This window comes from Bacillus sp. CCNWLW194 (assembly GCF_037120585.1).
In the GTDB taxonomy this organism is placed as follows: Bacteria; Bacillota; Bacilli; order Bacillales; family Bacillaceae_G; genus Bacillus_A; species Bacillus_A basilensis.
In genome coordinates, this window is sequence record NZ_JBBBBL010000008.1 from 196,220 (window position 1) to 220,401 (window position 24,182).

Consider the following 24,182-nt stretch of genomic DNA (forward strand, 5'->3'; position numbering starts at 1 on the left):
ACAGTCATATGTTGTTAAAACTTTGTAATATTAATATATATTATATTTTTATATAGATTAATAGATAACCTTTAGAAAGGAGCGACTATTTATCGATTCGTTAGTGATCAATAGTCATCGTTTAATTCAAAAGTTAATATTTTCGTTCTCGATATATTCCGAATGTTTTATGAGGATTTTTCGTTTGTTCATTTCAGTCTTATAACAATCGTACTGTTGCTTTTACTTTGGAAACTTTCAATAAACAAAAAACTGAGTTCTCGATTGTAGAATTAGATTTAAGTTCATACATTTATCTCTTAATTTCTTTATCTGTAGGCAAAACAATTGCAGCTATTATATAAATTAACACTGTTAATCCACTAGTAAAAAAGGCTGATAATGCAGTTACTATACGAAGGATACTTACATCAATTCCATACTTGTCGCTTAAGCCACCTAATACACCTGATACTTGTTTATCTTTAGTGGACTTATATAGTTTTTTCATCTAAACACCCCCGATCCAATTAAATGTTTATATTCTAAAAATTAGTTCGATCTTTGGAAGAATTTTAAGATTCCTTTAACTAACCAGCCCTTTAATTGAATAACTTCTGACATCTATATTTTAACATAAAATCCCATAAGCCTTCTGTTTTTCATTTTAAAACCACATTCTTTTAGAAAACAAGCGTTTGTTGAGATAGCAATAAAAACATGTTGAAACCTATTACTAAAAGAACCATCCCAAAATACTTTGGGACGGCTCTTTTTCTTTATTAATGATTCTTTAACATCACTAACAGTTTCTCTTGGCTATACATCCATACTGTAATGATTAAACAAGCAAGTGCAACTTCTGATAATGCCATAAATCCAATTGCATAATGACCTGTTAGTTGGAATAGTAAAGTTAAAATTAGAGGCGGGAAGAAACCTCCTAGTCCGCCTAAAGCTGAAACGAGGCCATTTACAATACCAGCTTGTTCTGAGAAATACATTGGAACGAGTTTGAAGATTGTACCATTACCGATACCTGCACAAAATGCGACTAGTAGGCAACCAAATGTATACACGTTCATACTAGGCATAAATGATAAAATAATACCTGAAAGTGTTAAACCGATAAATACGAAGATTAATATTTTAAATGGATTAAACTTATCACCGAGCCAACCACCAATCGGACGCATAATTGTTGCTAATACGATGAATCCTGCTGTCCGCATACCTGCATCTACTTTATCTAAGCCGAAGTGAGATACTAAGAAGTTTGGTAAGTATACTGTAAATGCGACAAATGATCCGAATGTTAAAAAGTAAAAGATACATAAAAACCAAAGTTTTTCATTTTTATATACACCTTTTATTTGTTCCATTAATGGTGTATTCACCTTTTTCTCCTTACGATCACCTAATAAAAAGTTCATAAGTGCAAACGCTGCAAGTAAAACTAAATAACATTGTACTGTCGTTCTCCAGCCAACTGAAGTTGCGATAACTGGTGCTAAAAATGAAGTAATTGCTGTTCCAGCGTTACCGACACCGTAAATACCATTTACAAAACCGTGACTCTCTTTCGGAAAGTATTTTGGTAAAGAAGTTACTCCTACAGAGAATACAGCACCACCGATTCCTACAAATAATCCACCAATAATTAAATCCATCATAGAATTGGCAACACTAATATAAAAGACAGGAAATAATAATAGAATAAAACTAATAAAGAATAATTTTCTTGCTCCGAAACGATTTGTCCAATAACCAATTGGAATGCGAAGAACAGAACCTAAAATAACCGGTACTGCTGTTACCATAGAAATTTGTCCCGCAGTTAATGGGATATCCGCTTTAATATAGGGCATTAATGATGATAAAATAACCCACACCATAAAACCGATAACTAGATTGGAAGTTTGTAAACTTAATTGAAAATTAGGACTTTTCATCCTGTTCCCTCCTATGTATGCATAGTTATATTCATTCCCTCCAGCCTAATCACGTACTTACATGATTAGGCTGAAAAGAATCAACCACCACTTACTGGCGGAATCATTGCTACGACATCGCCAGTTTGAATGATGTCACCCTCATTTGCATACTCTTCATTTATAGCGACCATTATCTCACTTGAAATCACTACGTTGTATTTCTTTATGAGAACTTCCTTTAGTTCAGCAACCGTAATGTTTTCACAATCTATGTGCAAGGACGGCTTACTTGCTTCTTGCAAATGTGCAAATAATAGTACTTCAATCATATTCTCATCTCCTTTCCAGGCTCACCATTACCATATTCTGTTTTCTCTAACTGATCGCCTATCCATGACTCTCCATCTTCCCAAAACTCTTTTTTCCAAATCGGAACAATTTGTTTTATACGCTTCATAATATATTCATTTGCTTCATAGGCCGCTTTCCGATGTGGTGTAGCAACAGCAACGACAACAGCCAAATCAGAAATTTGTAATGTACCAATGCGATGTGTAATTGCCACATATGTTCCAGGCCATTTCTCCCCTACTTCGGTACCAATTCTCTCAAGCTGTTTCTCCGCCATTGTTTTATAAGCTACATACTCTAAATAAAGCGTACGACGGCCTTTCGTAAATTCTCTAACAGTGCCAATAAAAGTAGTAACCGCACCACACTCACGCCGAATTACTTTGTTTGTAACTACTTCAATTGAAATAGGTGTATCAATTACTTCATAATACGTATGTGTCATTTTGCACCTCTTATCTTCGTATAAGTTAGCAATCTATTTTTCTATTACTTGTATGATCGAAGTGGTTCTTTCCATGGCCACTCACTTCCCATGTTCGATTCCAATAATAATACCGAAACAGTTATCCCTGCTTCAAATCCTCTCGTCCCTCCCGGTAGAACGATAAATGTATTCGCTTCTGCAAGGGAAGAAATTGCGCTAGATTTATCTAAACCAACTGGTGTAACTTGTAATTGACCATCTACAATCTCTACTCTCCCTCTTACAAACCGAGTAAACGGATTTGCTTTCGGAAAGTCTTTCTGTAAAATTGCCTCTGCACGATATACGTGCGGATCTTTTCTATGCAAGTATGTTCCAATGACTGGTCGAACATATAATTCACATCCGACATAACAAGCTGAAGGATTACCAGATAGACCAAATAATAGTTTTCCTTCTAACTCAGCTACAGTTGTCACACTTCCTGGTCGCATTGCTATTTTATTGAAAAGTACATTAGCTTGTAATCTCTCATAAATAGCAGGTAAATAGTCATAGTCTCCTACCGAAACGCCACCAGTTGTAATTAAAATATCGACTTCTTTTATCGCTTTTTTCACAGTGTTATAACACGTCTCAAAATCGTCAGCGAATTGTCCATAATACTGTACAACTCCGCCCGCTCGTTCAATTTGTGCAGCTATCATATAGGAGTTACTATTTCGAATCTTCCCTGGCTTTAATTGTTCATGTACTTCAAGCAGTTCGCTTCCTGTCGTTACAATTCCAATAACCGGCTGTTTTACAACATGTACTGCACTATAACCAAACGTAGCAAGAAGTGCTGCCACTCCAGGATTAATAACAGTCCCTTTTTTCACAAGGATGCTATTTTGTTTTACATCTTCTCCTTTAAAAGAAATGTTATCACCGGCGGCGAAGGAGCGTTTTAATTTCATATACGTCTTTTCTTTTTCTTCAAATCCTTCCGTTAGCTCTAACATAACAACCGCATTACACCCTTTCGGAATTGCGGCTCCTGTCATAATACGGACAGCTTGAAATGCTTTCACTTCTTCTGTAAAAACAAAACCTGCTCCAATTTCACCAATCACTTCAAACAGAATGGGATTACTGCTACTTGCTTCTTTTGTATCTTCTGCTCGAATCGCAAACCCGTCGTATGGAGAGCGATTAAAATGAGGGATATCATGATCTGCAATAACATCTTCTCCAAGAATTCTTCCGTAACTTTCTATAAGAGAAACCTCTTCTATTTCACCTTGATGAGCGTATTTCATTACTCGTGCAACTGCTTCTGCCACTGAAACTGGTATACGTGTTTGTAACATTCCTTTTTCACCTCGTTTTAATAAGGGGACTCTTTCTCTATATTCATCCTATATATTTTGCATATAATCGTTTTGCTATTTTCACATCATTTGTTCCATGAATAAATGCCCTACCGTCTGCAAATAAAACGAAACGATATTCATCAATTAGAAACGTTAATAAGTACGGCGTTTTTTGGACATGTACACTTTTTTGTAATCGTTTTTGAATGTCGTTTAAATTTAGAACTCCCTTTATTCCTGGACGGATTTGAACTGTATTCCGGCCGCATAGCACTTCCGTTTTCATCTGTGATTCAAATGTTAAACTTGGGTACGTACGTGCATTTCCGCAAGATGGACATGTGCTTTTCTTCTGTCTATTTACTTTTAATGAGAGATATTGATTACTCCAAATATCAAATGATAACATTGTTCCTCGTAGCGCCTTATAATCGTCCACCAATATTTTCATCGCCTCTGTTACTTGATGAGCAACAACCATTTGTACAGCTGGCTGAATGATCCCTGCTGTATCGCATGTTGCACCACCCATTGGATGATCCATTAAGCAGCGAAAACAAGGTGTTTTCCCTGGAAGAATTGTATACGTTACACCGTAACTTCCAATGCACCCACCGTATATCCAAGGTATACTTTCTTTATGTGAAATATCATTTATAAGTAGACGCGTATCAAAATTGTCAGTCGCATCTAATATGAGATCCACTTCTTTTGTTAACTCTTCTATTTCTTGCATTGTGACATCCGTTACAATTGGTTCAATTTCCACTTCAGAATTAATCTTTCTTAAATGTTCTGCCGCTGCAATTGCTTTTGGTTTACACTGCTTTGCATCTTCTTCTGTATATAACTGTTGCCGCTGTAAATTACTCCATTCTACGTAGTCACGGTCAGCAATTGTCAATTTCCCAATTCCCATCCTAACGAGCGCTTCTGCATTTGCAGCCCCTAATGCCCCCGCACCAATTAGGAGCACATGCTTTTCTCTTATTTTTCTTTGTCCTATTTCACCAATTCCAGAAAATAAAACTTGCCTTGAATAACGCTCCTTCATAAGGAATCCTCCTTTCATTATCCACCAATGTAGGACATTTCAACTTTTGGACGTTTATTTGTACTTTCAGCAGTTCTTTCATCTGAATATCGATCTGTTCTAAACTCCCATGTATGTTGGAGAATTTTTAGTAGTGAGGCATCCGAAATATTTTTTCGAAGAAGAGTTCGCAAATCCGTTCCTTTTTCTCCAAATAAGCACGTATAAAACTTACCGTCTGCCGAAATACGAGCTCTCGTACAAGAAGAACAAAATGACTCAGATACTGAAGTAATAAATCCAACTTCGGCATCGCTTCCTACATATCGATACACTTTCGCTACTTCTCCAAAGTAACGAGGCTGGGCGGGCTCAATCGGATATACATGATTAATTTTCTCTATTAATTGTTCCTTCGTAATGACTTGTTCAAAGTTCCATCCGTTCGTACTGCCAACATCCATAAACTCAATGAAACGTAACTGTATTTCTTGTTCTTTAAAATACTGAGCCATAGGAAGAATTTGACTATCATTCATTCCTTTTTTTACGACCATATTTACTTTCACTTCTAATCCAGCTGCCTTCGCTGCTTCAATTCCTTTTAATACAGGTTTTGTGCTTACATTTCGGCCATTTATTTTTTTGAAAACATGATCCTCTATTGCATCTAAACTAATATTTACGCGTTTTAATCCCGCAACTTTTAGCGCCTTAGCTTGTTTTGCTAAATGAATTCCGTTTGTTGTGAGCCCAATATCTTTTAAGCCTCCTATCTTTGCAAGTCTTGCAATTAACTGCGGTAAATCTTTACGCAATAACGGTTCGCCGCCAGTAAGCCTAATTTTATCGACTCCCATACTTATAAATAATCGTGCTAGTCTTTCTATTTCATCGAACGTTAATAAAAACTCTTCCTGTAAAAAAGCGTAATCAGGTCCGAACACTTCAGCAGGCATACAATATGTGCACCTAAAATTACAACGATCAATAACTGAAATGCGTAAATCTTGAAGTGGCCGCTTTAATGAATCTTTCATTTTCTCGTGCATCTATATCCCTTCTTTTCTACCGCGATCCTTAGTAAGCTTTCAATTTTTTTATTTGCCTTTATTATAAAAAAGAAGCTACATATTCAATGTGACATTTCTCACATCACTTTCCCCATTCAAAAAATCTTCACAAATCCGTTCGAATTTTGTTCACATCTTCAGTCTCTCCTCCTTACGGTCATTGAAATTTTACTTTATTTTTAAAATAGCTCTTGCATTTTCAGCATATTTACACTCAAAATAGGAAATGTATTGCTTATAAGAAGAAAGGTGATTGCTGTGGCAAACAGTATGACATTATCTCAAGATTTAAAGGAATTACTTGCATCTGTTGAATATAAAATGCAGATTAAAAAGGGGAGTTTTATTTTTCAAGAAGGTATGGAAGCAACAGAACTCTATATCATCCACTCAGGAAAAGTACAAATTAGTAAACTAAGTGCTGACGGGCAAGAATTAACACTCCGTATTTGTTCGGCATACGACATTATTGGAGAATTAACATTATTCACGGACAATGCGAAGTATTTATTAAATTCAAAATGCCTTGAAGATGTTGAAGTAGGAGTAATAAAGCGTGAAACCTTAGAAAAAGCATTACTCCAAAAACCCGCACTTGTATTTGAATTTATGAAATGGATTAGTGAACATCTAAGAAGAATGCAAACGAAGTTCCGAGATTTAGTATTACACGGCAAAAAAGGTGCCCTGTATTCTACTCTCATACGAATGACAAATAGTTATGGTGTGTTAAAGGAAAATGGTATTCTCATCGATTTACCATTAACAAATCAAGAACTTGCTAATTTCTGTGCAACTTCACGTGAAAGTGTAAATCGGATGTTAAATGAATTAAAAAAGCAAGGTACAATTTCTATTCATAAAGGAAAGATAACAATCCACGATTTACAATTTTTAAAATGTGCAATTGCATGTGAAGATTGCTCTGCCTCTGTTTGTAGTATTGATTAGCATCTTATTTAGATACTTATACCTATAAGGAAAGCCGAGGTCTCCAATTAGGTCTCGGCTTTCCTTATAAATTACTAAACATATAAAACTAAATTATTTTTTCAATTCATTTGGAATACGTCTTCTGTAAATTACATAACTACGGCTTAAGTATTTAATTGGGGCACTAAATACATGTACCAATCTTGTAAATGGCCATACTGCGAAAAGCCCCATTCCTGCAAGAATATGAATTTTAAACCACACCGGTACTTCCATCATATATTCAACTTTCGGTTGAAAAAGAAAGAGACTTCGGAACCAAGGACCGATCGTTGTACGATAATCAAATCCTTTTGAGTCGATATTTAAAAACGTTGAAGAAAGTCCTGCTAACATTACGATAAGTAATAAAATAAGCGCAATATAATCTCCTTTTGTACTCGTTGCAATGATACGTTTTACTGTTACACGGCGGTACGTTAGTATAATTAAACCGATGATAGAAGCAACACCTGCTGGAAGCCCGAAACTAATTGCTACTACATGGTACATATGCTCTGAAATACCTATTGAGCGGTATACAGCCTCTGGAATTAAAATCCCCATAACATGGCCGCCAATTACGAACATGATCCCAAAGTGGAATAATAGACTTCCGATTCGGAGCATTTTCTTTTCTAATAGTTCACTAGATTTTGATGTCCATCCAAATTGATCATAGTTGTATCTAAAAATATGTCCACCGATAAAGATTGCAAAAATGATATAGGGAAACAATACCCATAGAAATTGATCCATCATTTCGACAACTCTCCTTTCTAATTTGTCTGTACACCCCATGTATCGATAGCGAGTAGTACAGCCGCAAGAATTGGCTCATACATACTTCCTGCTTCTTTTAACTGAACGTGTAATGCTTGTATATTCTCTTTGTATTTACTCATAATCGGTTCACTGTCTTGCTCATTTGCATTTGCAAAAAACTCAAGCAAAAGTGGTAAATAATCAGGTAGTTCTTTATCTGTTACTTCAAAACCAGATTTTTTATAATGCTGTTTTAGCTCTAGTAATTCAATACCTCTTTCTCTTTGTTCACCAGTGTTCATATAAGTAAGATACATATTTGTCTTTTTACCAAAATCGAATGTATATACGTAACTATCAATGAGTTGATCATTCGTTTTATCCAGTGCTTGTTTTACAAATGCTGTAAGTGAAGATTTAACATCTGCCTGTTCAATTACTGCAACCTCTTCTTGCAATTCAGTTACAGCTTCTCTCCACCCGAGTTCCGGGTAGGAGAGAAGGAATGAAGAACATGAAAAAGCAGTTTGTAAACTTTGTTTCATATTTTTCTGCCCCCTTTATTTAAGAAATTGTCATACAAGAACCTGGACCACCTGCGAATGATAAACCACAGCTTCCTTGTTCACTATATAAATCTGCAACTTGTTCACGGTGAGACGTTGGGATGACAAAGCGATCTTTATATTTTGCGATGGCAAGAAGACGATACATATCTTCTACATCCTGTTTTGTTAAGCCAAGTTCTTTTAATACAGCTTCATTTGGTTCTTTATTAATTTGCAATGCTCTCATATGTGTTCGCATAACAGCCATTTTTTTCAATGTAAGTCGAATATGTGATTCATCTCCTGCAGTGAGTAAATTCGCTAAATATTGAATTGGAATACGCATATTATCAATAGCAGGGAAAATCTCTTCTGCTTGCCAGTTGCTTCCTTTCCCTTCCACCATGTTCATAATTGGACTAAGTGGCGGTATATACCAAACCATTGGCATTGTACGATACTCTGGATGAAGAGGTAGGGCAATTTTCCAATCGATAATCATTTTATAGATTGGCGACTGTTGTGCCGCTTTAATCCATTCTTCAGGAATGCCTTGTTTTTTCGCTTCAGCTGCTACTTCAGGATCATTTGGATCTAGGAAAACAGTAAGCTGAGATTCATATAAATCTTTTTCATCTTCAACAGAAGCTGCTTCTTTTACTTTATCAGCATCATATAGCATTACCCCAATATATCGAATACGTCCTACACATGTTTCCGAACAAATTGTTGGCATACCAGCTTCAATACGCGGGAAACACATTGTACATTTCTCAGCTTTATTCGTTTGCCAGTTAAAATACACTTTTTTATATGGACAAGATGATACGCAGAATCTCCATGCCCGACATGCGTTTTGATCCACAAGAACAATCCCATCTTCTTCACGTTTATACATCGCACCAGATGGACAAGATGATACGCAAGATGGATTCATACAATGTTCGCATATGCGTGGTAAATACATCATAAAGACATTCTCAAAATCTGTTTTAATTTCTTCTTCCATTTTCTTTACGTTCGGATCTTGCAATCCTGTTATATGTCCACCAGCTAAATCATCTTCCCAGTTTGGACCCCATTCAATTTTGTCGATAAATTCTCCTGTAATTGCTGATTTCGGACGAGCAACTGGCTGATGCTTACGCTGCGGACTATTTGTTAACGTTTCATAATCATAGTTCCAAGGTTCAAAGTAATCATCGATTGTTGGTTGATCTGGATTATGGAAAATATTCATAAGGCGTTTCATTTTCGAACCGGATTTTAGCTGAATTTCACCATTTTTTAATTCCCAGCCGCCTTTATATTTCTCTTGATCTTCCCATTGCTTCGGATAACCAATACCAGGTTTCGTTTCTACGTTATTGAAGTACATATATTCAGCACCTGGACGATTTGTCCAGGTGTTTTTGCATGTTACGCTACAAGTATGGCAGCCGATGCATTTATCTAGGTTCATTACCATTCCGACTTGTGCTTTAATCTTCAAGCCAATCTACCTCCTTCAGTTTACGGATTACGACATTTAAGTCACGCTGGTTCCCAGTCGGACCATAGTAGTTAAATCCATAGCTTAATTGGCCATATCCACCAATCATATGTGTTGGTTTAACATGAATACGGGTTGGACTATTATGCGTTCCCCCGCGGGTGCTTGTTAATTTCGTACCAGGCACGTTAATGTGGCGATCTTGTGCGTGGTGCATAAATGCCATTCCTCTCGGTATACGGTGCGTTACGACAGCACGTGCTACAACAACACCGTTACGGTTAAAGCACTCGATCCAATCATTATCTGCAACGCCAGCTTCATTCGCATCATCTTTATTCATCCAAACAGTTGGACCACCTCTAAACAGCGTTAACATCGGTAATGAATCGAAATACATACTATGAATCGACCACTTATTATGCGGTGTTAAATAGTTTAGTGTAATTTCTTTTCCTTCTACTTCGGGACGTGATTTACGGAACGGTTTATGTTGCAGAATTGGTTTAAATGTTGCCATCGTTTCACCGAATTCTTTCATCATGTCATGATCTAAGTAGAAAGATTGTCGACCCGTTATCGTTCTCCAAGGGATAAGGCGTTCCACATTTGTTGTAAATGGCGAATAACGTCGTCCACCTTTTTCAGAACCTGTGAAGGCTGGAGAAGTGATTACTGTTTTCGGTTGTGCTGTAATTTGTTCAAAAGTGAAGCATTCTTCTTCACGTTCTTCTGCTAAATCACGTAGTTTTAAATCCGTTTGTTTTTCAAGGGCTTCCCATGCTTTTACAGCCATATGACCGTTTGTTGTAGAAGAAAGTGTTAAAACCGCCTCAGCAGCATTGATTGCTTCTTTTATGTCTGGGCAACCTTTCGCAATAGAATCTGTTCGAACAACTCCTAATTTGCTCTTTAATTGCTCATACTCTTTTTCTGCTGACCAAGAGATCCCTTTTGTACCAATCGGTTGTTTCCCGGCATTCGGTCCAAGTGCTGTCATTTTGTCATAAATCGTTTTATAATCCCTTTCGACAACATGAATTTGTGGCATTGTTTTACCTGGTATTGGTTCACACTCACCTTTGCTCCAATCTTTAATCTTCCCAAGTGGTTGCGCTAATTCTTGCGGTGTATCGTGAAGAAGTGGTGTTGCAACAACTTCTTTCATTGGTTCAAGATTGATTTTCTCCGCTAAATCTGACACAGCTTTAGAAAGAGAAGTGAAAATATCCCAGTCAGAACGTGCTTCCCATGGTGAACCGATTGCCGGATTAAACGGATGTACAAATGGATGCATATCTGTACTGCTTAAATCGTGTTTTTCATACCAAGTTGAAGCTGGTAAAACGATATCAGAATAAAGTGCTGTTCCAGCCATGCGGAAATCTAAATTAATAAGTAGATCAAGCTTCCCTTCTGGTGCGTCCTCATGCCACTTAATTTCTTCTGGTCGTATTGAATCACTATCATCATTCATTAATCCGTTTGTTGTACCTAATAAATGTTTTAAGAAATATTCGTGTCCTTTACCGGAACTTGAAATTAAGTTTGCACGCCATACGAATAAGTTGCGAGGGAAGTTATTTTTATTATCTGGATCTTCAATCGCAAATTTCAGTTCTTTTTCTTTTAATTTTTGTGCAACATATTTCCCGATTTCTTCTTGCGTTTTTGCACCAGCGGCAACAGCTTCTTTATATAATTCAATCCCATTTTTCTCGAATGTCGGATAAGAAGGTAACCAGCCGAGTCGTGCTGCTAATACGTTATAATCACCGTGATGTTGATAACGTGAATTACCTTCAATTGGTGATGCTAAATGGCCAACAGGTGTATCTTCATAACGCCATTGGTCTGTTACGAAATAGAAGAAAGATGTACCATTTTGTAATTTTGGTGGCCCTTGCCAATCTTTTGCCATCGCAATCGTTTGCCATCCTTCTGCTGGTCGTAACTTTTCTTGGCCAACATAATGTGCCCAACCTCCGCCGTTTACACCTTGTGCCCCCACGAGAAGAACAAGATTTAAAACGGCACGATAAATCGTATCAGAGTTAAACCAGTGGTTAATGCCAGCTCCCACAATAATCATCGAGCGACCATTTGTATCAACAGCATTTTGTGCGAACTCACGAGCGATTTGAATAATAAGCTCTCGTTTCACTCCTGTCATTTTCTCTTGCCATGCAGGTGTAAACGGCATATCATCATTGAAGTCTTTTGGCTCTTGTCCGCCAAGTCCTCGGTTCACGCCGTAATTTGCTAACGTTAAGTCGTATACAGTTGTAACAAACACTTCGCCTTCTTCTGTCATAACTTTTTTCACTGGAATCGTACGTTCTAATACTTTGTTTCCATCATCGGAGAAGTACGGAATTTGCACAGTTCCAACATTATCTTCCATTCCAAGTAAAGAAAGACGTGGATCAATCTTTTCGCCTGTTTCTTCATCCTCTAAACGTAAGTTCCATTTCTTTTCGTTATCCCAACGTGACCCCATTGTGCCGTGAGGTGTTGCAAAATCATTCGTGTTTTCGTTCCATAGTACAGGTTTCCATTCTCCTAACTTTGTTTCACGTCCAATATCAGAAGCATTTAAGAATCGATCCGCAACGAATTGGTCTCCTTTTTGTTTCAATGTAACGAAGAAAGGAAAATCAGTATATTGCTTCGCATACTTTGTGAAGTATTCCACTTGATTATCTACGTAGAATTCTTGTAAGATCACGTGCCCCATTGCCATCGCAAGTGCACCGTCTGTACCTTGTTTCACACTAATCCAATCATCCGCAAACTTTGTTGACTCAGCGAAATCAGGACTTACTGAAACGACTTTCGTTCCTTTATATCGAACCTCCGCTAAAAAGTGTGCATCTGGTGTTCTTGTCATCGGTACATTTGAACCCCATGTCATAATGTAACCAGAGTTATACCAGTCACTACTTTCTGGTACATCTGTTTGATCACCCCAAATTTGCGGAGAAGCTGGTGGTAAATCAGCGTACCAATCATAGAAGCTAAGCATCGGTCCGCCCATAAGTTGCATAAAGCGGCTACCAGCAGCATGACTTAACATCGACATAGCTGGAATTGGTGAAAAACCAACATTTCGGTCTGGACCGTATTTCATTACTGTGTAAAGTAAAGAAGCTGAAACGAGTTGTAATACTTCATCCCAATTCGCACGAACGAATCCCCCTTTACCACGTGCCTGCTTATATTTGCGTGCTTTTTCAGGGTTTTCTACAATACTTTTCCAAGCGTCTAGTGGTGATTCGTTATTTTGTAGTTCTTCTTGCCACATACTCCAAAGAACACCACGTACATACGGATATTTCACACGAAGTGGACTATAGATGTACCAAGAAAAACTTGCTCCACGTGGACATCCTCGTGGTTCAAAATCAGGCATATCTGGACCTGTTGTTGGATAGTTAAGCTCCTGCCCTTCCCAAGTTACAATTCCATCTTTCACATAAATGTTCCAACTACATGAACCAGTACAGTTCACGCCATGTGTAGAACGGATTACTTTATCATGTTGCCAACGCTTTCTGTACACATTTTCCCATTCGCGATCTTCATATGTTTCTTGTGTATGATTATCGTTATAACGATCTATTGGCGAAAAATATTTTAAACGTCTCATTAGTGCTGAAGGTTTCTTCTTCATACTGTCCACTCCTTTAATACGTCTCTCTTACATACCCTTACTATAAGAGAGGTTGTAAAATACAGATGTGACATTTCGCACAGTTCAAGAGATTGTCAAAAATTCCGGAAAAAATATATAAAAGTGAAAATCTAATCATTGTGGAGGGTTCACATCCTTCACTGACTGTTAAATTACTTCCTTGCTTCTAGCAAAGTTTAAGATGAAGTACAGATATGCAAAATTTTTTCATATAATAGAGGAAGTAATTTGGGAGTTGTTAAATTTGATATGCCTAAATCGTTAGATGAATTAACAAATGAAAATACAATACTTTAAATTCACCATACCAAGGGCAACTATCCTGAAAATAGTTGAACAAAAAACGCCAGGAAATCTATATGAATTGTTAGCAACTTGGATTGAATGAATAGAAGAATACACCAAAAATAACGGGATTTTAAGATAATAATAAAAGGAGGATATTATGCTATTAGAACCGCTTTATGCAGAAAACATTATAGTAGCCGTTATATATAAAAATGAGTTTAAATGGTATGTAACAGATAAAGAACTATGGTTTTTAGATTATATTAAATTAGGTAATGCATATAAAAATTTAGGTGTAAGTATTGAAGATAATGAGGAACCGGGAGAAAGAAATGGAATACAAGTATTAAATAATGAAAATGTAGAAGTATTTTTACTAAGAATCAATAAATATAATGTAACTAAAGAGGAATTAACTTATTTATTACTTGAAAATATTAAAAGTAAACATGCAGGAGAAGATCTATTAGATTTTAGTCCCGTCTTATTAATTAACTTTGATAATAAAATACTATATTCAATGTTTCCAGAACCGGCATCATACGAAAACTATGTACCAAAAGATTGGATTGGTACATATGAAGATTTCACTAAATTCATTCCTACAGCAGAGAAATATTGGATAGATAAGTTTAATAACAATCTACTTTTACTATAATTTAAGTAGGAAAAGAGTGATGATAGTATAAGAACTTATTACCTTAATAGAGCTTATGAGATTAATGGCGAAGTAAATAGAGTCACTCAAGCCAGAAATAAAGGAGTAAAATAGTCATGAAATATCCATATAGTTTTGAAGTACTTAACAGTAGAGATTTCGTTATGAGACTTCCTCAAGAAATTAAACTTGTTGAAACTTTTTTAGGAATTGAAGTTTCAGCTTTTGGAGATTGGATTTTAGAAGAAATACATAGTGTTTTGAACGGAGAAAAAAATTATGTAGTAGTAAATGGCAACATTTGCGGTTTAGAAATTCGGAACGATACAACTACTGTGTTAGACAATTTAGCCGAAGACGGTAAAGGAGAATATTGTGAGATTGAAACAATGGAATTAGTAGAATTAATTCATATTTGGTTAGATAAACGAAAAGTATTATAAAAGAGAAAAATAAAGTATTCTAATAATTTAAGTGGCTAGCCTCCACATGAAGTCGACTGTATTTTTTATTCATATACATTTTAATCACAAGGCGTATTAATATATGTTCCAAACTTTACGCGTAGGGTTTCCTACGCAATTTATTTTCCCCATTAAGGTCAATCTTTCCTTCCCCTCTTCTATGTTTTACTGACAATACTAGTTTATATCAATACATATTTTACATAAAAATACAAATCATTATTTACCATATTGCCCTTAGTTACGGAAACAATTATACTAGATGTAATCGAAATAAATAATCTGAATATTCTCAGAATTAAAGGTAAAAGTTTACTACTCGCAAATAGAGGGACACGTTCTATTTTCCACTAAATAAATTAAAAAACGATAATACAATTAGGAGGATTTCTATGCCACAGCTTGATTCATTACATCCCATTATAGAAAAAATAATTAACAATATTGAAAAGTTAATGGTCGGAAAACGAAAAGAAACGATCTTAGCTTTGACAGCTCTCTTAGCTGAAGGTCATGTACTATTAGAAGATGTTCCCGGTGTCGGGAAAACAATGCTAGCACGTACTCTTTCTAAATCCATTGATGCTGATTACAAGCGAATTCAATTCACACCTGATTTACTGCCGTCAGATGTCACAGGTGTTTCTATTTATAATCCAAAAGAGCTCCAATTTGAATTTAAGCCTGGACCAATTATGGGGAACTTTGTACTTGCTGATGAAATTAATCGTACATCTCCTAAGACACAATCTGCTTTACTTGAATGTATGGAAGAAGGCAATATCACAATCGATGGTATTACTAGAGCGTTACCAAAGCCGTTCTTTGTAATGGCTACACAAAATCCGGTCGAATATGAAGGAACATACTCTCTACCAGAAGCTCAGCTCGATCGATTCTTATTGAAACTAAAAATGGGATATCCTACACCAGAAGAAGAATTTGAAATTTTAAACCGGATGGAAAAAACAAATCCACTCTCTCAATTACAGGCCATTACTACAATAGAAGAATTACTTTATTTACAACAAAGCGTACGGGAAGTAAGTATGGACAAAGCAATCAAGCATTACATTGTAAAGCTTGTTAGTCAGACTCGTTCTTATAGTTCTATACAACTAGGCGCAAGTCCACGTGGCTCAATTGCTTTAATGAAAGCTTCACAGGCTTATGCATTCATCCATGGCAGAAATTATGTTATTCCAGACGATGTTAAATTTTTAGCTCCTTACGTGTTAGCTCACAGACTTATTCTAAAAATGGAAGCAAAATTTGAAGGAATTACAGGAGAACAAGTTATTTCAAAAATCGTTGCACGAACTGCCGTGCCGACTCAAAGGACGATGAACCTTTGATGAAACGCATGCTACGAGCACTATATCACGTTACGAAGTTATTACTAATCCCTTTATGCCTAGTCTTAACATTTATATACGCTATGCTTCAAGGTGGATTTGTAAGTTGGTTTCTGTTTTACAGTATGATTCCTATCGGCCTTTATTTACTATTACTTCCCTTCTACGCTTTACGGGGCGCTGAAGTAAAAAGAATAACAAATCAAAACGATTATGTAGCTGGAGAACCATTTGTAAGCACCATTACAATAAAAAGAAAATTTCCTTTCCCTTTACTTTATTTAGTTATAGAAGATGAACTGCCACCACACTTTACAAGTTGTAGACAAACAAAGTTGAATAAGGCAATACTTTTTCCGGGATTAAAACGAAATATTTCTTTTCAATATGTTATTGACAAAATCCCTAGAGGAGAACACACTTTTTCAAGCGTACGTATCAAAACTGGTGATTTATTCGGCATGATGGAGAAAGAAGTAACTTTGTCAGTTCCAGATACATATTTAGTCTATCCGCAGTATGTAGATATAACATATCGACAATTGGAAAATCATTTCGAACAAGGAGCGTTTTCTGCAAATCTCAATTTAGCAAAAAACTCTACAGTCTCTGTCGGTGTCAGAGAATATAAACCTGGTGACCGCTTTTCGTGGATTGATTGGAAAGCAACTGCACGAACGAACAACATTATGACGAAAGAATTTGAGCAACAGCGCAGCCATAATATTATGATATTTATGGACAGAACCGAGTCTCCTCTATTCGAATCAGTCGTAACGTTTACTGCCTCTATTGTGAGGGCTGTCTTGAAGCAAAATTCACCAGCGTCATTCTTTTCTGTCGGAAAAGAACGTACTTTTTTTCCTTTAGACAATGGAGATAGCCAGTTGCAACAAATCTTTTGTCATTTAGCGAAAGTACAAGCAGACAGTGTATTCCCGCTCTCTCAGAGTGTAGAGATGGAATTAAAAAAAGTTTATGAGCCCGTAACGATACTACTTGTGACAAGCGATCTTTCTCCTGATATTCAAAAAACGGCTGACTATGCCGCTATACAAAATAGAAAATTACTAGTTTTTGTCGTGAAAGAAAAACCGAATCAACTCTCACATCGAGAACTAAGTATTTTAGAAACTCTACAAAAACGAAAAATATTTGTAAATGTGGTTTATGAAAACCGATATACAAATGTGGTTTTTGAGGTGAGCAAATGACAACATTACAAACAAAATACAAATGGGATATGAGTAGATTCTTCATGCATGTATGTGCATTTCTACTTTTACTAGAATGGCTAAGACCCCTTATAGGTATTACAAACGTAGGTAGATTAGATATTTTTGTAATATTTATAGGAATTTGCTTCACTCTCTCTTTTTTTCAAGCAAGAGGGCAGATTCCAATAAAAATCGTTACGATGTTATTCATCACTCATTTCCTGTATTATAAAAATTCTTTTATAAATCCATCTTGGCTAACGAATTTTTTCACTGATATTTCTCGAAATTCCTCCCTGTTTTTCCAAGGGAATTTGCTAGATATTTCTCCTGTTTTTCCAACAGTTTTATTTTTTCTATCATTTTGGTTTTTGAGTGCTTTCATCTCTTTTTGGATAATTCATAAAAAGCGTGGATTGTTATTTCTTATATTGACTATTATTTATATCATAATTTTTCATAACTTACATTTATACAATGCAAACTACGCCATTATTCGTACTCTTGTCAGCGGCTTTTTTATGCTTAGTCTTCTTCACATAGAACGAATAAAAGAGAGTGAACACTTACAAAATTATGCTAGAGAAATCTCAAAATTACTTAGACCTCTTACAATATTTATTGTATTGTCAGCAACCATCGCATACTTTGCTCCAAAATTTGGCCCTCAATGGCCAAACCCAATAGATTTTTTAAAATTCAACACATCTGAAGCAAGTAAAAAGCAAGAATTTTCTAAAATTGGATATGGTTTAGATGACTCAAAATTAGGTGGTCCTTTTAAGGCGGATCCTACAATTGTTTTCACAGCACAAGCGCAAAACAAACAATATTGGAGAGTAGAAACGAAAGATTTTTATACCGGAAAAGGCTGGGAAGTTTCTGAAAATCAAAAGAAGGTTTCTTTTAAAAATAAAAACGACGTCGTGAGCTGGTACGAACAAAATACAAAAAAGGAGACAACTAAGGCAACAATCACCATGCAAAAAAGTTACCCTCACCTTACCTATCCAGCAGGATTAGTATCAGTTGAAGCTTCTTCTGATGTATCATACAATGTTGACCCATTTTCAGAAAAAATCTATACGATGGACGGAGACTCTTCTACTACTTTGAATTCATATAAAGTAACATATGAAATCCCGGAGTTTTCCATAGAAAACTTGAAAGCTGTAAAAACAAATGAAGGTCATGAAACAAGTCCTTATTTTATGACAAAGTACACCCAACTTCCCGAATCATTACCAGAGCGAGTAAGGGACTTAGCTGTTAATCTAACAAATGATAAAGTCAATCGATATGATAAAGTATTAGCTATTGAAAACTATTTCACCGACCATTCTTTTGTATATGAAACAACGAATGTCTCATTCCCTGCCAAAAACCAAGATTATGTTGATCAATTCCTTTTCGATACAAAAAGCGGCTACTGTAATAATTTTTCGACATCTATGATTGTGTTACTTCGTTCTGCCGGGATTCCTGCTCGCTGGGTAAAAGGTTATACAGAAGGAACTCTGGATAATACACTTGTTGGTGCAGAAGGTGAAGATGTTTATAAAATCGCGAACGATAACGCACACTCTTGGGTCGAAGTATATTTCCCAGGATACGGATGGATTCCATTCGAACCAACAAAAGGATTTACCAATCCCTATAATTTTACAAATAATACTCCTGCTCCTACTTTACAAAATAACGAAGCATATAATTCTAATAACGAACCAATACAACAACGAAACAATGAAGCAAAGCTCAAAAGTTTAATAGAAGATACAGAAGAATCTTCTACTAAAAAGATTCCAAATTCTAAAAATGGATTTTCTTGGTGGTACGTATTCATCTCTACGGTACCGATTAGTATTATAGGATACATTCTCTTCACCACTAGAATGAAGTGGATTACATTTTTTATTATTCTTTTCTATAAATATCGAAAAGACGATGCTGTTTATACAAAAGCTTACGATGCACTTTTAAAACAATTTGCAAGAATTGGTATACGACGAGGAAAAAGTCAAACATTCCGAGAATATGCTCTCCATATCGATACACTTTACAACTCGACTGATATGCAACAACTTACTTTCAGTTATGAGAATGCTATGTATCAAAAAGGACAGGCCGCATCCGAATGGAAGAAATCCGTACACTTATGGGAAGTGCTTATGACAAAAGCAGCTTCTCCGCCTAAATCAACTGAATTCAATACAGTGATTTAATCTTTATAATGTGAGTTTAAAGAAAACGCCTCAAAGAACTACATTGTTCTTTGAGGCGTTTTTTAAATAAAGTGAAAATCCTAGTTATTCTCCAAGTACCTTCTCAATCTCAACCTCTAAATCCACAGGCTTCGTTTGCGGTGCAAAACGTCCTACTACTTTTCCGTCTTTTCCAATTAGAAATTTTGTAAAGTTCCATTTTACTGATTTCATACCGAGTAAACCTGGTGCTTGTTCTGTCATGTATGTATACAGAGGATGAGCCTTATCACCTTTTACATCAATCTTTGCAAACATAGGGAAGTTTACACCGTAGTTTAATTCACAAAAGCTTGTAATGTCTGCTTCTGTTCCTGGTTCTTGTCCTCCGAATTGGTTACAAGGGAAACCGAGTATTTCTAATCCTCGGTCTTTATATTTATCATATACTTCTTGTAATCCTTTATATTGCGGTGTAAACCCGCATTTACTAGCCACATTTACAATAAGAAGCGCTTTTCCCTCGTAATCTTTTAACGATTTATCTTCTCCTGTTATCGTATTAGCAGAAAAATCATAAACTGTCATTGCTCCTACCCCTCTCTACACCATCATTCTATGTTTATACTATACTACATTCGTAAATATACAGCTCTTATTACGTACTTACACGCTAAAATGAAAGCGCTTTATTTCCGTTCAAAAATTCGACACAAACTACTAGACTTTTATAATGGAAAGTTTTACAATTGAAATGTAAACAAAATGTGACAGTTTATATTCTATTATTATAGAAAAGGATGGTGTTCATTATGAAAACTGCACAACATGAAACGATTTCAAATCGCGAGTTTTATTTCGTACTATATATGATGTTATTGTATGTTATTGGCTGGGTAATCGATGTAAATGGTTTATTCTTAAGCTCCTACTTTAATTTAGCAGGAGAGATTATGCTTCCATTAGTTGGCGGCATTGTTGGACTGTTCGTTATGTCTATCAATAAAGAACAAACGAATTAACAACATTACAAAAAGGCAGAAGACGAAGCTTTCGTTTTCTGCCTTTTTGTATTTTTAGCGTATAATAGTTATATATCGTATAGAAGGAGTGGTAAAGATGAAAAAAGTAGAGCAATTATCTTCTCGCCTATATCTTATTGATGATTTTGATTTACAACATAATGAACGAACAGGTACGTACGTTTTATTAGGTGACGATATTACTTTAATTGAAACTTGTGCAGCCCCTTCTCTTCCCTATATTTTAGACGGCTTACAACAATTACATATTGATTTAAATGATGTTAAAAACATTATCGTTACACATGTTCATTTAGATCACGCCGGCGCAGCTGGGCTAATGATGGAAAAGTGTCCAAACGCTACTTTATATGTACATTCGCGCGGGGCTCGTCATATGATTGATCCAACAAAACTTATTTTAGGTGCAAAAGCTGTGTACAAAGAAGATTTCGATAAACTTTTTGACCCAATTCTTCCAATTGAAGAAGAACGTGTTCATATTGTACAACATGGTGATACGTTAAAAATTGCAGAAGACCGCATCCTTACATTTTATGATACACCGGGACATGCGAAGCACCATATTAGCATTCACGATTCATTAACAAACGGCATTTTTACTGGCGATACAATTGGAATTTATTATAGAGAACTTGCAGACCTTGGTGTAGAACTGTATCTACCATCAACGTCCCCTTCACAATTCCAACCAGATGCGATGATTGCTTCTAAAAATCATATTCAAAGTATGAATGTAGATACTATTTATTTCGGCCATTACGGCGCATCGTCCAATGTTACAGAAGTATATAACCAACTAGAACATTGGTTACCTATTTTCGTTCATACTGGTAAAGAGGTCTTTGAAAAATATAATGATTTCGATGAGGCTACTAAAGCATTACAAACATTATTGATGGATAAAATCTCTTCTCATCTTACAAAATTAAACGTCCCATCAGATCATTCCGTTTATAACATTTTACATCTAGATATAGAAATTAGCGCGATGGGCATTATTGATTATTTCACTAAGCTAGAAAAAACAAATTCTACTATTAATTAGCAGTAAAAAAAGAGATATACAACAGTCGTTATTGTATATCTCTTTTTTCTTTGAATATATTTTTAGTAAAGGATGGTGGAATATAATGCAAAAAGTGATGCTATACCTCTGCTTCACATTATTTATCGTCTTATTATTATTTGTCGGAGTGAAAATTCAATTTTATTTAGATACAGATGCGCAGGTGAACTTTAACGTATATCCAAGATTATTCTACTTTACACTCTTCCCTCTTATCGTTGGCATTTTATTAAGATTCCTTCAATCCATTAATCGCGAAACGAGTAAAAAAATCTGGAACTTTCAACCGGATAAGTTTATCGCTATTACGTTGCCTACGCTATTCATTTCCTTTTCTCCAGCTCTACTCTTTTCACCAGTTGGCCAATACCTACCTTACTTAGCTAATATTATTCTTATAAATACAACCTTTGTTACGATTATTAGTTTAATAGCTGGTTACTCACTATTAGATTGTTTTATACAAACGGACAATGCAACTATTAAAAAATATAATTGATGACCAATACTTAAATCTCATTGGTTTCAGCGGTTTATTTATAAATGCAATATTACTTGTAAAAGTCACTATACACGATAAAAGGAAATTTATGTTAAACTAAAGTAAATCTTGCACTAAGTCAAAAGACATTTCAATCAAGGGAGAATTATTATGTATAGATTTTTTGGATTCTCGTGTCTAATGTTTCTCGCAAGCATATGTTCTTTCTTTATTCTAAGAGGGCCTAATGCAAATTTAACTTTAGTTATTTCGATACTAGGTATCCTCTCATTACTCGGCATTATTTTTGCGATAGCATCAAAAAATGGTTATTCGGAATAGTTGGTACATTATTAAATGGAATAATACTAGTAGTTGCATATTTCCTGTTGCTAGCAAAAGGAATAGGTGGTTAATATGTTTCCGTTTCAATACAGAAAGCTCACAGCTATAGCTATGAGCTTTTTTACTTATCTCACTTTTTCATCTACATACTCCATAAACTGCTCCGCTTTAATAAATCTTTCTTTATACGCCTCAGGTACTTCTTCTATTTTCATTCCACCAGTTGATTTTGTCTTCACTCGTACTATTTCATGTGTCATTAAAGCTTCCATATAGCAATCAAACTCTTCTTGTGTTAATATTTCTTTACTAGATTTATGACCATTTAATTTATCAAAGTATGGTTGAAGGCCCATACTTACCTTTTTCATTTCTTCTCTTTTTTCTGATGATAATTGATCATAATCAATATTACCGTTCGAATCTCCGTACTCCAGCTTTGCATTTGTTAATTTTTTTAATTCTTTTGTAAACTCTTCATATTCTTTCGCTCCCATTTCATCTTTCGCTTCTGATAATTTTGCACTAAAACGCATATACGCTTCTAATGTCATCGCTCCGGCATGTTTTTTTAAATTCTCAAAAGATCCGTATATACCATCCGCCATAATAGATTGATACGCAAAACCAGTCGTCGGGATTAAAAGAGCTGCTGCAAGTACTCCTGCGATAAGGGGTTTCTTCCTCTTACTTCCACCACGATTCATTTTTATTTGAACGATTACTTTTTCTTTCAACTCCGGCGGGGCAACAATCCTCTTGGCTTCTTCTTGTATAGATTCTCGAACTCTACAATCTAAACTCATTTCACATTCCCTACCTCTCCTAAAAAGATTTCCTCTATTTGCTCTTTTTGACGTAGTTTTTTTAATGCTGCGTGAATTCTAGATTTCACAGTACCTATTGGAATATGTAATATTTGTGCTACTTCTTCTTGAGAGTAATCGTGTAAGTATCTTAAAATAATAACTTGTTTCAATTTATACGGTAATTTATGAATAAGTTCGATTAGTTTTTGGTTTGATATTTTACTTATAAGATCATTAGAAAAATCAATTTGTACTGGTTTTCTTTGCTCTTCTGCTTTTTTTACAATTCGTAGTCGCATCCACCTCTTTCTTCTATAAGAGTGAATTTGTTTAATCGCAAGTCCAATTAGCCAAGGACGAAATGGCTTCTCGCTATCATACTTACGAAGCGATTCATATAGCTGTATGTATATTTCTTGAACGACATCATCTACATCCGTTTTATCTTCAATCAAAAAATGTGCTGTTTTATAAACTTCTTGAATCGTCACATCATACAACTCACTATACGCTTCTTTATTTCCTGATAAAGTTAATTGGATTAAATCTGTATACGTTGTTTCACCCTTCATATACCATCCCTCCTTTGTCTTACACTTTATATTGGCAAGTAATTCATAATTCGTTCG

The 24,182-nt window shown here is 35.5% G+C and carries 23 protein-coding genes and 1 pseudogene; 10 read left to right on the forward strand and 14 right to left on the reverse strand.

Annotated elements, in window-relative coordinates; genetic code table 11:
- Window positions 1-292 precede the first annotated feature (292 nt).
- The 7 genes from V7S50_RS19415 to moaA form a co-directional block, all read right to left on the reverse strand.
- Window positions 293-490, reverse strand: coding sequence for a PspC domain-containing protein (locus V7S50_RS19415; RefSeq protein WP_097949668.1), 198 nt, complete (start codon window positions 488-490; stop codon window positions 293-295).
- A 271-nt stretch (window positions 491-761) separates the two neighbouring features.
- The gene (narK, locus tag V7S50_RS19420; protein WP_063222700.1) at window positions 762-1,931 is read right to left on the reverse strand and encodes a nitrate transporter NarK; all 1,170 of its coding nucleotides are present in this window, start codon (window positions 1,929-1,931) and stop codon (window positions 762-764) included.
- Window positions 1,932-2,011: 80 nt separating this feature from the next.
- On the reverse strand, window positions 2,012-2,242 hold the full coding sequence (gene moaD / locus V7S50_RS19425; RefSeq protein WP_063222701.1) for a molybdopterin converting factor subunit 1: 231 nt from the start codon (window positions 2,240-2,242) through the stop codon (window positions 2,012-2,014).
- Window positions 2,239-2,709, reverse strand: a complete 471-nt coding sequence (locus V7S50_RS19430) for a molybdenum cofactor biosynthesis protein MoaE (RefSeq protein ID WP_098198684.1) — start codon at window positions 2,707-2,709, stop codon at window positions 2,239-2,241. Before V7S50_RS19430 ends, moaD begins: the two co-directional genes overlap by 4 nt.
- A gap of 44 nt (window positions 2,710-2,753) precedes the next feature.
- Entirely contained in the window at window positions 2,754-4,043 is a 1,290-nt protein-coding gene (locus V7S50_RS19435; protein ID WP_242251728.1) for a molybdopterin molybdotransferase MoeA, read from the reverse strand.
- 43 nt (window positions 4,044-4,086) lie between these two features.
- A complete protein-coding gene (locus tag V7S50_RS19440; protein ID WP_242251727.1) occupies window positions 4,087-5,100 on the reverse strand; it encodes a molybdopterin-synthase adenylyltransferase MoeB in 1,014 nt (337 codons plus the stop codon).
- Window positions 5,101-5,117: 17 nt separating this feature from the next.
- The gene (gene moaA / locus V7S50_RS19445) at window positions 5,118-6,131 is read right to left on the reverse strand and encodes a GTP 3',8-cyclase MoaA (protein ID WP_242251726.1); all 1,014 of its coding nucleotides are present in this window, start codon (window positions 6,129-6,131) and stop codon (window positions 5,118-5,120) included.
- Window positions 6,132-6,410: 279 nt separating this feature from the next.
- Here moaA and V7S50_RS19450 point away from each other — a divergent pair, with 279 nt between their 5' ends.
- A complete protein-coding gene (locus V7S50_RS19450; protein WP_097949673.1) occupies window positions 6,411-7,103 on the forward strand; it encodes a Crp/Fnr family transcriptional regulator in 693 nt (230 codons plus the stop codon).
- 93 nt (window positions 7,104-7,196) lie between these two features.
- Here the strand turns inward: V7S50_RS19450 and narI are convergent, their stop codons facing one another.
- The 4 genes from narI to V7S50_RS19470 are packed head-to-tail and all read right to left on the reverse strand — an operon-like array spanning window position 7,197 to window position 13,602.
- Window positions 7,197-7,886 carry a respiratory nitrate reductase subunit gamma gene (gene narI / locus V7S50_RS19455; protein ID WP_097949674.1) on the reverse strand — a complete coding sequence of 230 codons (690 nt, stop codon included), beginning with the start codon at window positions 7,884-7,886 and terminating at the stop codon, window positions 7,197-7,199.
- Window positions 7,887-7,903: 17 nt separating this feature from the next.
- Window positions 7,904-8,434, reverse strand: coding sequence for a nitrate reductase molybdenum cofactor assembly chaperone (narJ, locus tag V7S50_RS19460; protein WP_242251725.1), 531 nt, complete (start codon window positions 8,432-8,434; stop codon window positions 7,904-7,906).
- Between the two features lie 19 nt (window positions 8,435-8,453).
- Window positions 8,454-9,929 carry a nitrate reductase subunit beta gene (gene narH / locus V7S50_RS19465; RefSeq protein WP_242251724.1) on the reverse strand — a complete coding sequence of 492 codons (1,476 nt, stop codon included), beginning with the start codon at window positions 9,927-9,929 and terminating at the stop codon, window positions 8,454-8,456.
- Window positions 9,919-13,602 (reverse strand): nitrate reductase subunit alpha, encoded by a 3,684-nt coding sequence (locus tag V7S50_RS19470; RefSeq protein ID WP_242251723.1) that lies wholly within the window; start codon window positions 13,600-13,602, stop codon window positions 9,919-9,921. Before V7S50_RS19470 ends, narH begins: the two co-directional genes overlap by 11 nt.
- A gap of 466 nt (window positions 13,603-14,068) precedes the next feature.
- Here V7S50_RS19470 and V7S50_RS19475 point away from each other — a divergent pair, with 466 nt between their 5' ends.
- The 5 genes from V7S50_RS19475 (at window position 14,069) to V7S50_RS19495 (ending at window position 19,827) form a co-directional block, all read left to right on the forward strand.
- A complete protein-coding gene (locus V7S50_RS19475; protein ID WP_063222710.1) occupies window positions 14,069-14,569 on the forward strand; it encodes a hypothetical protein in 501 nt (166 codons plus the stop codon).
- Between the two features lie 116 nt (window positions 14,570-14,685).
- Window positions 14,686-15,012 carry a hypothetical protein gene (locus V7S50_RS19480; protein ID WP_242251720.1) on the forward strand — a complete coding sequence of 109 codons (327 nt, stop codon included), beginning with the start codon at window positions 14,686-14,688 and terminating at the stop codon, window positions 15,010-15,012.
- A 413-nt stretch (window positions 15,013-15,425) separates the two neighbouring features.
- Window positions 15,426-16,388: an AAA family ATPase gene (locus tag V7S50_RS19485; RefSeq protein ID WP_098555923.1), complete on the forward strand. Its 963-nt coding sequence runs from the start codon at window positions 15,426-15,428 to the stop codon at window positions 16,386-16,388.
- Window positions 16,388-17,602: a DUF58 domain-containing protein gene (locus tag V7S50_RS19490; RefSeq protein ID WP_242251718.1), complete on the forward strand. Its 1,215-nt coding sequence runs from the start codon at window positions 16,388-16,390 to the stop codon at window positions 17,600-17,602. Before V7S50_RS19485 ends, V7S50_RS19490 begins: the two co-directional genes overlap by 1 nt.
- Window positions 17,599-19,827 (forward strand): transglutaminase TgpA family protein, encoded by a 2,229-nt coding sequence (locus V7S50_RS19495; protein WP_242251716.1) that lies wholly within the window; start codon window positions 17,599-17,601, stop codon window positions 19,825-19,827. The genes V7S50_RS19490 and V7S50_RS19495 overlap by 4 nt, the downstream gene beginning before the upstream one ends.
- Before the next feature lie 84 nt (window positions 19,828-19,911).
- On the opposite strand, the gene bsaA is transcribed toward V7S50_RS19495, so the two are convergent.
- Entirely contained in the window at window positions 19,912-20,394 is a 483-nt protein-coding gene (gene bsaA / locus V7S50_RS19500; protein ID WP_242251714.1) for a glutathione peroxidase, read from the reverse strand.
- A gap of 224 nt (window positions 20,395-20,618) precedes the next feature.
- On the opposite strand from bsaA, the gene V7S50_RS19505 reads away from it, so the two are divergent.
- The 4 genes and pseudogenes from V7S50_RS19505 to V7S50_RS19520 all read left to right on the forward strand — a co-directional run bounded on the left by V7S50_RS19505 (window position 20,619) and on the right by V7S50_RS19520 (window position 22,815).
- Window positions 20,619-20,828, forward strand: coding sequence for a DUF3925 family protein (locus V7S50_RS19505; protein WP_063222715.1), 210 nt, complete (start codon window positions 20,619-20,621; stop codon window positions 20,826-20,828).
- A gap of 97 nt (window positions 20,829-20,925) precedes the next feature.
- Entirely contained in the window at window positions 20,926-21,897 is a 972-nt protein-coding gene (locus V7S50_RS19510) for an MBL fold metallo-hydrolase (protein ID WP_242251713.1), read from the forward strand.
- A gap of 85 nt (window positions 21,898-21,982) precedes the next feature.
- A complete protein-coding gene (locus V7S50_RS19515; protein WP_242251712.1) occupies window positions 21,983-22,417 on the forward strand; it encodes a hypothetical protein in 435 nt (144 codons plus the stop codon).
- Window positions 22,418-22,570: 153 nt separating this feature from the next.
- Window positions 22,571-22,815, forward strand: a pseudogene (locus tag V7S50_RS19520) (hypothetical protein).
- A gap of 54 nt (window positions 22,816-22,869) precedes the next feature.
- Here V7S50_RS19520 and V7S50_RS19525 read toward each other — a convergent pair.
- Window positions 22,870-23,550, reverse strand: coding sequence for a DUF3600 domain-containing protein (locus V7S50_RS19525; RefSeq protein WP_242251711.1), 681 nt, complete (start codon window positions 23,548-23,550; stop codon window positions 22,870-22,872).
- A complete protein-coding gene (locus tag V7S50_RS19530) occupies window positions 23,547-24,125 on the reverse strand; it encodes a sigma-70 family RNA polymerase sigma factor (RefSeq protein ID WP_063222720.1) in 579 nt (192 codons plus the stop codon). The genes V7S50_RS19525 and V7S50_RS19530 overlap by 4 nt, the downstream gene beginning before the upstream one ends.
- Window positions 24,126-24,182: the final 57 nt, after the last annotated feature.

Coding starts and splice junctions, on each gene's coding strand:
- V7S50_RS19415 (WP_097949668.1), bottom strand. CDS start 490: ATGAAAAAACTATATAAGTCCACTAAAGATAAACAAGTATCAGGTGTA.
- narK (WP_063222700.1), bottom strand. CDS start 1,931: ATGAAAAGTCCTAATTTTCAATTAAGTTTACAAACTTCCAATCTAGTT.
- moaD (WP_063222701.1), bottom strand. CDS start 2,242: ATGATTGAAGTACTATTATTTGCACATTTGCAAGAAGCAAGTAAGCCG.
- V7S50_RS19430 (WP_098198684.1), bottom strand. CDS start 2,709: ATGACACATACGTATTATGAAGTAATTGATACACCTATTTCAATTGAA.
- V7S50_RS19435 (WP_242251728.1), bottom strand. CDS start 4,043: ATGTTACAAACACGTATACCAGTTTCAGTGGCAGAAGCAGTTGCACGA.
- V7S50_RS19440 (WP_242251727.1), bottom strand. CDS start 5,100: ATGAAGGAGCGTTATTCAAGGCAAGTTTTATTTTCTGGAATTGGTGAA.
- moaA (WP_242251726.1), bottom strand. CDS start 6,131: ATGCACGAGAAAATGAAAGATTCATTAAAGCGGCCACTTCAAGATTTA.
- narI (WP_097949674.1), bottom strand. CDS start 7,886: ATGATGGATCAATTTCTATGGGTATTGTTTCCCTATATCATTTTTGCA.
- narJ (WP_242251725.1), bottom strand. CDS start 8,434: ATGAAACAAAGTTTACAAACTGCTTTTTCATGTTCTTCATTCCTTCTC.
- V7S50_RS19470 (WP_242251723.1), bottom strand. CDS start 13,602: ATGAAGAAGAAACCTTCAGCACTAATGAGACGTTTAAAATATTTTTCG.
- V7S50_RS19475 (WP_063222710.1), top strand. CDS start 14,069: ATGCTATTAGAACCGCTTTATGCAGAAAACATTATAGTAGCCGTTATA.
- V7S50_RS19480 (WP_242251720.1), top strand. CDS start 14,686: ATGAAATATCCATATAGTTTTGAAGTACTTAACAGTAGAGATTTCGTT.
- V7S50_RS19485 (WP_098555923.1), top strand. CDS start 15,426: ATGCCACAGCTTGATTCATTACATCCCATTATAGAAAAAATAATTAAC.
- V7S50_RS19490 (WP_242251718.1), top strand. CDS start 16,388: ATGAAACGCATGCTACGAGCACTATATCACGTTACGAAGTTATTACTA.
- V7S50_RS19495 (WP_242251716.1), top strand. CDS start 17,599: ATGACAACATTACAAACAAAATACAAATGGGATATGAGTAGATTCTTC.
- bsaA (WP_242251714.1), bottom strand. CDS start 20,394: ATGACAGTTTATGATTTTTCTGCTAATACGATAACAGGAGAAGATAAA.
- V7S50_RS19505 (WP_063222715.1), top strand. CDS start 20,619: ATGAAAACTGCACAACATGAAACGATTTCAAATCGCGAGTTTTATTTC.
- V7S50_RS19510 (WP_242251713.1), top strand. CDS start 20,926: ATGAAAAAAGTAGAGCAATTATCTTCTCGCCTATATCTTATTGATGAT.
- V7S50_RS19515 (WP_242251712.1), top strand. CDS start 21,983: ATGCAAAAAGTGATGCTATACCTCTGCTTCACATTATTTATCGTCTTA.
- V7S50_RS19525 (WP_242251711.1), bottom strand. CDS start 23,550: ATGAGTTTAGATTGTAGAGTTCGAGAATCTATACAAGAAGAAGCCAAG.
- V7S50_RS19530 (WP_063222720.1), bottom strand. CDS start 24,125: ATGAAGGGTGAAACAACGTATACAGATTTAATCCAATTAACTTTATCA.